1 protein-coding gene is annotated in these 9,483 nt (G+C 69.3%); it reads right to left on the bottom strand.

Features of this window, described 5'->3' with window-relative positions:
• Position 1 precedes the first annotated feature (1 nt).
• Complete coding sequence (locus OG884_RS33915) at positions 2 to 9,190, bottom strand: SDR family NAD(P)-dependent oxidoreductase (RefSeq protein WP_326639697.1); 9,189 nt, start codon at positions 9,188 to 9,190, stop codon at positions 2 to 4.
• Positions 9,191 to 9,483 lie beyond the last annotated feature (293 nt).

Here is a 9,483-nt window from a genome sequence, read left to right as displayed (position 1 = left end):
ATCAGCCCCTGTCCAGGAGGTCGAAGAGTTCGTCATCGGTGGCGGAGTCGAGGTCGAACTCCTCCTCCTGCAGCTCGTCGCCGGGGACGGCGGTGTCGAACCGGGCCGCCAGGGCGCGTAGCCTGGCGGCGATCTCGGCCCGGTCGTCCGGGGTGGCGGACAAGCTCGCCTCCAGATGTCGTAGCGCGGCCAGCGGGTCGGGTGGCCCGCTGCCGGAGTCCGGGTCGGCTTGCCAGAGGGCCGAGAGGATGTGGTCGGTGACCGCGGCCGGGGTCGGATAGTCGAAGATCAATGTCGCGGGCAGGCGCAGCCCGGCGGCCACGTTGAGCCGGTTGCGCAGCTCGATCGCGGTCAGCGAGTCGAAACCCAGCTCGCGGAAGTCCCGCCGGACGTCCACCGCCGCGGGGTCGGAGTGTCCAAGGACGGCGGCGGTCTGAGTGCGGACCAGGTCGACCACGAAGCGGGGCCGCTCGGCCTGTGGCAGGCCGGCCAGTTGCCGTACCAGCCCTCCTTCATCGGCCGCGTGCGCCGACGCCGCCGTACGGCGGGTGCCTCGCAGCAGACCGCGCAGCAGCGGCGGCACCAGCTGAGCGGGCATCGCCTCCGGCATGTTCAGCGGGACCGGGACCACCAGCGACGCATCCGACGCCAGGGCCGCATCGAACAACGCCAATCCCTGCTCGGTGGTGATCGGCAGCAGCCCGGTGGCGGTCATTCGCTGAACGTCGGTCTGTGACATGCCCCCGGTCATCCCGGTGGCCTGCGACCACAATCCCCAGGCCAGCGACAACCCCGGCAACCCCTGCGCCCGGCGGTGGGCCATCAACCCGTCCAGCCACACATTGGCCGCCGCGTAGTTACCCTGACCTGCGGTGCCCATCACCCCGGCCATCGACGAGAACACCACGAACCCGGCCAGATCAAGATCTGCGGTGAGCTCGTGCAGATGCCAGGCGGCGTCCACCTTCGGCCGCAGGACCGCGTCCAGCCGCTCCGGCGTCAGCGAGGCGATGATCCCGTCGTCCAGGACACCCGCGGCGTGGATCACCGCGGTCAGCGGATGACCGGCATCAACCTGCGCCAGTAGCGCCGCCGCCTGATCCCGGTCGGCCACATCGCAGGCGGCGATGGTCACGTGCGCGCCTTGCGCGGCCAGTTCCCGCTCCAGCTCACGTGCCCCGGCCGCTTCCAGGCCCCGACGGCTGGCCAGCAGCAGGTGCCGTACGTCGTGCTCGGCCACCAGATGCCGGGCCACCTCCGCACCCAGACCACCCGTGCCGCCGGTGATCAGGACCGTGCCGTCCGGGTTCCACCGCCGGGGCATGGTCAGGACGATCTTGCCGGTGTGCTTGGCCTGGCTCATGAACCGGAACGCCTCCCGGCCCCGCCGCACATCCCACGCCGTCACCGGCAACGGCCGCAACTCACCGGCCGCGAACAACCCCTCCAACTCGCCCAGCATCTGCCGCAACCGCTCAGGCCCCGCGTCCAGCACGTCGAACCAGCGATACACCACCCCCGGGAACTGGTCCTGGTCGCGGATGTCCAGCTTGCCCATCTCAATGAACCGGCCGCCCGGGCGCAGCAGCCGCGCGGAAGCGTCGATGAAGTCCCCGGTCAGCGAGTTGAGGACCACATCGATCCCCCGCCCGCCACACACCGCGCGGACCCGCTCCTCGAACTCCAGACTCCGTGAGGAGGCGATGTGATCATCGGGGATGCCCAGCGAGCGCAGCACGTCCCACTTGGCCGGGCTGGCGGTGGCGAACACCTCCACCCCCAGCCTCTGGGCCAGCTGGATCGCGGCCATGCCGGTCCCGCCGGCACCCGCGTGCACCAGCAGCGACTCGCCCTCCCGCAGCCCGGCCAGATCCATCAGCCCGTAGTAGGTCGTCAGGAACGCCACCGGGATCGTGGCCGCCTGCTCGAAGGAGACCCCGTCGGGGACCTTCACCAAGGCCGTGGCCTCGGTGACGACCACCGGGCCGAACGCGCCCGCGGCCAGACCCATCACCCGGTCGCCCGGACGCAGGCCGTCGACTTCGGGGCCGACCTCCAGGACCACCCCGGCGGCCTCGATGCCCATCAGGCCGACCTTGTCCTGGAACCAGCCCAGCGCGTTGAGTCCGTCCGGCAGGTCCCGGAAGTTGATTCCCGCGGCGTGCACCGCGACTCGCGCCTGCCGAGCCCCCAGCGGTTCCGCCACCGCCGGGAAGGGGAGCAGCTCCAGGGCGTCCAAACTGTCCTTGTTGCGGCTGCCCAGTCGCCACGGCACCCCAGCCAGAGGCAGCAAGCCCGCCCCCGACCCCAGCGACGCCAACCGCGCCACCCGCACCCCACCCTCGCGCACCGCCACCTGCGGCTCGTCCGAAGCCAGCACCCCGGCCAGCACCGGCGCGGAGATCTCCTGCCCGTCCACATCCACCAGCACGAACCGGCCCGGGTTCTCCGACTGCGCCGACCGCACCAGACCCCACACCGCAGCGGCCGCCAGATCAGTGACCGACTCACCCTCACCCGCGGACACCGCACCCCGCGTCACAAACACCAACCGCGAATCGCCATACCGCTCATCGGCCAGCCACCCCTGCAGCAGACCCAGCACCCCAGCGGTCACCCCATGCGCCGCCGCCACCGCATCCACCATCGGCTCGGTGACAACCTCGACCAGCACCACCCCCGGCACCGGACCGGCCTCGGCCAGCGCCGACAGATCACGATGAACCTCAACCGACTCCCACATCCCCGCAAGACCCAGCGCATCCGGCTCGAACCCGGCAAAACCAACCACCGCCATCGACACCGGATCGACCACGGGGACCTCCGGCAGCGGAGTCCAGTCCAACCGGAACAACCCGTCCCGCATCGTCGCCGGCCCCCCACCCACAGCGACCTGATCAGGCGAGAACGGGCGCAGTACCAGCGAACGCGCCGACAGCACCGGCTCCCCGGCGGCGTCCACCGCGCTCAGCGACACCGCGTCTTCGGCCACCTTGGCCAGCCGGACGCGCAGCAGCGCCGCTCCGGTGGCGTGCAGGCTCACCTCCTGCCAGGAGAACGGCAACCGCGTACCCGCCGCGACGTCCAGCCCGGCGAACGTCGACGCGTGCAACGCCGCGTCCAGCAATGCCGGATGCACCCCGAACGCACCCGCGTCCGACTGCGCCTGCTCAGGCAGTGCGACCTCGGCGAACACCTCGCCGCCCTCGCCCCACCAGGCCGCCCGCAACCCCTGGAACACCGGGCCGTAGACGAGCAAACCCTCGGCCAGCTGCTTGTAGAGACCGTCCAGCTCGATCGCGGTCGCACCGGCCGGAGGCCACACCGCCGCATCGAACGACACGGCAGGGGAAGCAGCGGCCATGCGGGTGCCCATGGCCAGCGTGCCGGTGGCGTGCCGTACCCACTTCACCTCATCGGCCGCGTCAGCGGGCCGGGTGTAGATGCTCACGCTTCGCCTGCCGGTCTCCTCCGGCGCACCCACCGCGATCTGGACCACGACCGCCTCATCCTCACCCAGCACCAGCGGCGCGACCAGGGTCAGCTCCTCGACCACCTCGCAGCCGACCTGGTCACCCGCCCGGACCGCCAGCTCCAGGAACCCGGTACCCGGGAAGAACACCATCCCGGCCACCATGTGATCGGCCAGCCACGGATGCGACCTCACCGACAGGCAGCCGGTCAACAGCACGCCGTCCGAGTCGGCCAGACTCACCGCCGCCCCCAGCAGAGGGTGCCTTGTCGCGGACAGACCCAGAACGCGGGCATCACCGCTCTGCCTGGCATTCGGCCAGAACCGCCGGTGCTGGAAGGCATAGGTCGGCAGATCGACCCGGCGTCCACCAGTCAGTACGGCCCGCCAGTCCACCCGCACACCGCGGACGAACAGCTCGGCCGCCGAAACCAGGACCCGATCGAGCCCGCCGTCGTCACGACGCAATGTGCCCGCGATCACCGCGATCGCATCACCCTCGTCCACGCATTCACCGATGCCGACCGTCAGCACCGGATGCGGACTCACCTCCACAAACACCTGATACCGCTGCTCCAGCAACTGCCCCACCGCCGGAGCGAAGGCCACCGTGTTGCGCAGGTTGTCACACCAATACCCGCCGTCGAGTTCCGGCCCCTCCACCCACTGACCGGTCACCGTCGACAACATCGGCACCCGCACCGCACGCCCTGCCACCCCCGTCAGAACCTGCGCCAGCTCCTCACCGATCAGATCGACCTGCGCCGAATGCGAGGCGTAATCCACCGCGATCCGCCGCACCCGCACCCCCTCACCCGACCACCGCTCCACCAACTCCTCGACGGCTTGGACCTCACCGGCCACCACCACCGAATTCGGGCCGTTGACCGCCGCGACCGACACCCGCCCATCCCAAACTGACAACCGCTCACGCACCTGCTCGACCGGCGACGCCACCGACGCCATCGCCCCCAGCCCCGCCAGCCGGTCGGCGATCAGACGACTGCGCAACGCCACCACCCGCGCACCGTCCTGCAACGACAAGCCACCGGCCACCACCGCCGCCGCGATCTCCCCCTGCGAATGGCCCACCACCGCGTCCGGGCGAACCCCCAGCGACTCCCACACCGCCGCCAACGACACCATCACCGCGAACGAGGCCGGCTGCACCACATCCACCCGATCCAGCCCCGGAGCCCCCTCCACACCCCGCACCACATCCAGCAACGACCAGTCCACGAACGGCTCCAACGCCGCCGCACACTCCGCCATCCGAGCCGCAAACACCGGCGACTCCCCCAGCAAGGCAGCGCCCATACCCACCCACTGCGCCCCCTGACCCGGGAACACCCACACCGACTTCCCGACGACATCGGCCACACCCGCGACCACGCCACCCGCCGCAGGCTCACCCGAGGCAACCGCACCCAGCCCCGCCACCAGCTCGCCGCGCCCCCCGCCGACCACCACCGCACGGTGCTCGAACACCGACCGCGACACCACCAGCGACAACCCCACATCCACCGGGTCAAGCTCGCCGGCCTCCACATGCGCGCCCAGACGACGAGCCTGCCCACGCAACGACTCCCCGGTCTTCGCCGACACCACCCACGGCACCACACCCGGCGCCCGCTCCTGCGGAGTGTCCTCCCCTTCCGGTGTTTCCGGTCCTTGTTCGAGAATCACGTGCGCGTTGGTACCGCTGATCCCGAACGACGACACACCGGCCCGCATCGGACAACCGTTGTCCGGCCACGGTCGGCTGCTGGTCAGTAACTCGACCTGACCACCACTCCAGTCCACTCTGGACGATGGCTCGTCGATGTGCAGCGTGCGCGGCAGGGTCTGCTGCCGCATCGCCAGCACCATCTTGATCACGCCCGCGACGCCGGCCGCCGCCTGGGCATGGCCGATGACGGATTTCAGTGATCCCAGCAGAAGTGGTGTGCTCCGGTTCTGGCCATAGGTCGCGAGGATGGCCTCGGCCTCGATCGGGTCGCCCAGACGAGTCCCGGTGCCATGCGCCTCGACCGCATCGATGTCTTCGGCGCATAGGCCGGCATCGTCCAGGGCCTGTTCGATGACCCGCTGCTGGGCGAGGCCGTTCGGTGCGGTCAGCCCGTTGGAGGCGCCGTCGGAGTTCACCGCCGAGCCCCGCAGAATCGCCAGCACCTGATGGCCGTTGCGGCGGGCGTCCGACAGGCGTTCCAGCACCAGCACGCCGACGCCCTCGGCCCAGCCCGTGCCGTCGGCGGCGTCGGCGAACGCCTTGCACCGCCCGTCCGGAGAGAGGCCGCCCTGCTTGGCGAACTCCAGGAAGATGCCCGGCGTCGACATGACGGTGACCCCGCCCGCCAGCGCCAGCGAGCACTCCCCGGCCCGCAGCCCCTGCGCGGCCAGGTGCAGGCCGACCAGCGACGACGAGCACGCGGTGTCCACCGTGATCGCGGGACCTTCCAGCCCCAGGGTGTACGCCACCCGGCCGGACAGAACACTCGGCGAGGTGCCCGTCAACGTGTAGCCCTCGGCGTCACCGGACGCCTCGTGCATCCGGGCGCCGTAGTCCTGCGCCATCGCACCGAGATACACGCCGGTCCGGGTGCCGTGCAGCGACGACGGCGGGATTCCGGCCCGCTCCATCGCCTCCCAGGTGACCTCAAGCAGCACTCGCTGCTGCGGGTCCATCGCCAGCGCCTCACGCGGGCTGATCCCGAAGAAGTCGCTGTCGAACCCGGCCGCATCGGCCAGGAACCCGCCTCGCTGCGGCACCGTCGACAACGCGTCGAAATCCCAGCCACGGTCGACCGGGAAACCGGAGATCGCGTCGGCACCGGAGTCCATCAGACGCCAGAGCGCGGCCGGCGAGTCCACTCCACCCGGCAGACGGCACGCCATTCCCACGATCACCACGGGATCGTCGTCGCCGGCCACCCGCTCCTGGGTCACACGGGCCGACTCTGACGATCCGTCGGCAAGAGCGTCCAGATGAGACGTCAACGCCGCCGGAGTCGGATGGTTGTAGATCACCGTGGTGGACAGCGAAAGCCCGGTCGCGGCGACGAGTCTGGCCCGCAGGTCGGCTGCGGTGACCGATTCGATGCCGAGTTCTTTGAACGTGGCAGTGGGGTCGAGGTCGGTGTGGCCGAGCACGGCGCCGATCTCGGCGGCGACGATTCCGGCCATGTCCACGGCGGCCGGCCGCTCGGCTTTCTCCGGCTCGTCAAGCCAGTACCGCCGGCGCTGGAAGACATAGCCCGGCAACCGGACGCGGCGCGCGGCATCGAACACCGCGTGCCAGTCCACGGTGACGCCGTGGGTGTACGCGGTCGCCAAGGACAGCAGGAACCTGTCAAGTCCTCCGTCGTCGCGACGCAATGTGCCCACTGCCGAGACATCACCCTCTATCGAGGGTGTCAGCACCGGATGCGGGCTCATCTCCAGGAAGACCTCGTGCCCGGCGGCCTTCAGCGCGTCCGTCGCCGCCTCGAACTCAACCCTCTGGCGCAGGTTGCGCACCCAGTAGTCGCCGTCCAGCACTTCGCTATCGTCCACCGTGGACTGGATGGGAATCCGAGGTTCCTGTGGTCGTATCGGAGCGAGCAGCTCGGCCAGCTCCGCCATGACAGGTTCGACCTGTGCCGTGTGGGAGGCGTAGTCGACATCGATCAGTTTGATCCTGACATCAGCCTGCGTAAGTTCGTCGACGAGCTGCCGCATCGGACCAGGTTCACCTGCCACGACGACGGATTTGGGGCCGTTGACCGCCGCGACCGAGATTCCCGACCGGAGCAACGGTCGCAGCTCGTCGAGGGACATCGTGACCGATGCCATCCTCCCGCGACCGGCAAGTCGCTCACCGATGACCTTGCTGCGCATGGCGACGACACGCGCACCATCCTCTAGGGACAATGCGCCGGCCACGTTCGCCGCGGCGATCTCGCCCTGGGAGTGACCGACGAGCGCTGCGGGCTCGACACCGTAGGAACGCCAAAGCGCGGCGGCGGAGACCATGAACGCCCACAGCACCGGCTGCACGACGTCCACTCGGGCGAGCGCGGCCTCGTCGTCGAGCACGCTGAACGGATCCCAGGTCACGAACGGTTTCAACGCCTTCGCGCAGGCGGTGTACTGCTCGCGGAAGACCGGTGAGGTGTCAAGGAGTTCGGTCCCCATACCGACCCATTGCGTCCCTTGCCCAGGGAACACGAAGACCGGTTTCACCTCGGCGCGGGCCTTGGCGCTGACCACGTTCGGTCCGGTAAGGGTGTCGAGAGCCCCCAGAAACTCGGTCCGGCTGGTTGCGCCGATCACCGTCCGATGCGGGAACACGGTGCGGGTCGTCGCCAACGAGAAGCCGACGTCCGCGGGACTCAAGTCGGGACGGGACAGCAGCTCCGCGTGCAGGACGCGGGCTTGGTCGCGGACCGCGCCCGCCGTCTTGCCCGACATCGGCCACAACAGCGGTGCCTCGACGGGGTTCTCCGGTGCGTCGACCTCGCGCCCGGTCGACGAAAGCACGACGTGACAGTTGGTCCCGCCGACTCCGAACGACGAGACACCCGCCACCGCACCGTCTGGCAGCGGGGTGTTGTCTTGGACGACCTGGAGGCGCCAGGCGTCGAAGTCGATCTCGGGGTTGGGTTCGGCGAAGTTCAGGCTGGGCGGAATCACCCGGTGCCGCAGCGAAAGCACGGCCTTCAGGAAACCTGCCAGCCCGGCCGCGCCTTCCAGGTGACCGATGTTCGTCTTGACCGACCCGACCAGCAACGGCGAGTCCCGGCCCGGGGCGAAGACCGCGCCGAGCGCCGCCGCCTCGATCCGGTCGCCGACCGCCGTGCCGGTCCCGTGCAATTCCACGTAGTGCAGATCGCTCGGCGCCACCCCGGCCCGGCGACAAGTGGCCCGAATCACCGCCTGCTGCGCCTCGCCGCGCGGCACCGCGAGCGAGTCACCGCCACCGTCGTTGTTCAGCGCGGTTCCCCGTATGACGGCGTACGCGTCGTCGCCGTCCTCCCACCGTTTGAGCACGACACAGACGCCGCCCTCACCGCGCACGTAACCGTTGGCGCGAGCGTCGAAGGTGAAGCATCGCCCGTCGGCGGACAGCCCACCGAACTCCTCGACGATATTGGTGCTCTCCTCGGCCATGATGAGGTTCACGCCGCCGACCAGGGCGATCTCGCTCTCGCCGCTCCGCAGGCTTTCGCACGCCAGGTGCAAGGCGGCCAATGACGAGGACTGCCCGGTGTCGACGGTCAGACTCGGCCCGTTGACACCCAGGAAGTACGAGAGGCGGTTGGCAATGATCCCACGGCCGATTCCAGTCAGCGAGTAGTGGCCGATGTGCCCGGCGCGGTGGCTCAGATACGCATAGTCATCGGCCATCGCACCAATGAAAACACCGGTCGGCGTCCCTTTAAGGACACCCGGGACAATGCCGGCGTCTTCCAGCGCCGCCCAGCCGAGTTCGAGCATGATCCGCTGCTGCGGATCGGTGTACCGGGCCTCTCGTGGGGAGAGCCCGAAGAAGGCCGCGTCGAAAGCCGCCTTGTCCGCCAACCGTCCCGCCCACCTCGGCCCACCGTCACCGGTCCGTTCGGTGACCGCGTCGACCCCACCGGTCAACAAGTCCCAGAATGCCGCTGGGCCGTCGGCCTGAGGCAACCGACAAGCAAGCCCCACAACAGCTACATCCGCCGAAGTCGCCAGTTTACTCATGGGAGTGTCTCCAAGGGGCTGGCCTCAGTTCGTCCCCGAGATCCTAGGGACAATCTATCTAGGGCAACGCCTAGTTCTCATCGGTCCTGAATACCGACCCGAGTGCGACAGACAATTGCTCTGCCGGGGTCATGATTGGCTCATTTGCGCAGCTCAGCGCGTGAGGGCCTATCGGGATAGGCGAATTCTCCCAGGGGCACACTTCGGCCGGAAAAGCTGCGTCGGCATAGGTTTTCCCTGTATGCACTCTAGTGCTACGTTCGTCTTTGTCTGGGTAGATTCACGCTTGCCGC

It is taken from the genome of Streptosporangium sp. NBC_01755, assembly GCF_035917995.1.
Classification (GTDB): Bacteria; Actinomycetota; Actinomycetes; order Streptosporangiales; family Streptosporangiaceae; genus Streptosporangium.
Note: the sequence above shows the minus strand (reverse complement) of the source record. Positions and strands in the feature narration are given on the sequence as shown.